1 protein-coding gene is annotated in these 633 nt (G+C 69.2%); it reads left to right on the top strand.

Annotation, left to right across the window (positions count from 1 at the left end):
* The first annotated feature begins 377 nt into the window (after positions 1 to 377).
* Positions 378 to 533 carry a hypothetical protein gene (locus HL189_RS22485; RefSeq protein WP_369135960.1) on the top strand — a complete coding sequence of 52 codons (156 nt, stop codon included), beginning with the start codon at positions 378 to 380 and terminating at the stop codon, positions 531 to 533.
* The last annotated feature ends 100 nt before the right edge of the window (positions 534 to 633 follow it).

The following is a 633-nucleotide window of genomic DNA, read 5'->3' on the forward strand; positions in this document are numbered from 1 at the left end:
ATGACGCCAGGCCATCGGAGCGCTGCAAGGCCCTGAGTCCGTCGTCGCTGCGGCCGGTCGGGGCGGCGCCGAGGACCCGACGCAGCCAGGACGAGAGCGGCACCAGCCGCCGGCGCACGACTGAGCGGTGCGAATGCGCAGAGGGTGATCGGCACACCGCCGTCCACGGGGCCGTCCACCACCATGGGGACGACAAGCGGCGCGCGCGGGATGCTGTCCAGTGACGGCGGACCCAGCGCCGTCACATCGCCAGACGGTTGAGGGAGGAATTCACCATGCACGTGGGCGTGATACATCGGATCTCGGACCCGGGAGCGTTTCAGCAGGCCGAGCAGGCGGCGCTCGACGCTGGCCTTCCGGAGGGATACCGTCTCCCGGTGCACGCCGAGACCCCCGACCACACGACGGCCCTGTGCATCTGGGAGGGTCCGTCCGTCGATGCGATCCGCGACTTGGTCGAGTCGGTCGTCGGCGAGTACAGCCAGAACGAGTACTTCCACCTGGAGCTGGAGAGCAGCCCCACGCCCGCATAGGGCTGGTCCGTCTACAGGGAGTGCTGCCACCTCCCGGTCCGACACGGACGCGTCAGTGACGCACGACGTAGCCATGCACCTGGCCCACCTCTGAGGTGTC

The sequence above is a fragment of the Modestobacter sp. I12A-02662 genome (genome assembly GCF_041028325.1).
In the GTDB taxonomy this organism is placed as follows: Bacteria; Actinomycetota; Actinomycetes; order Mycobacteriales; family Geodermatophilaceae; genus Modestobacter.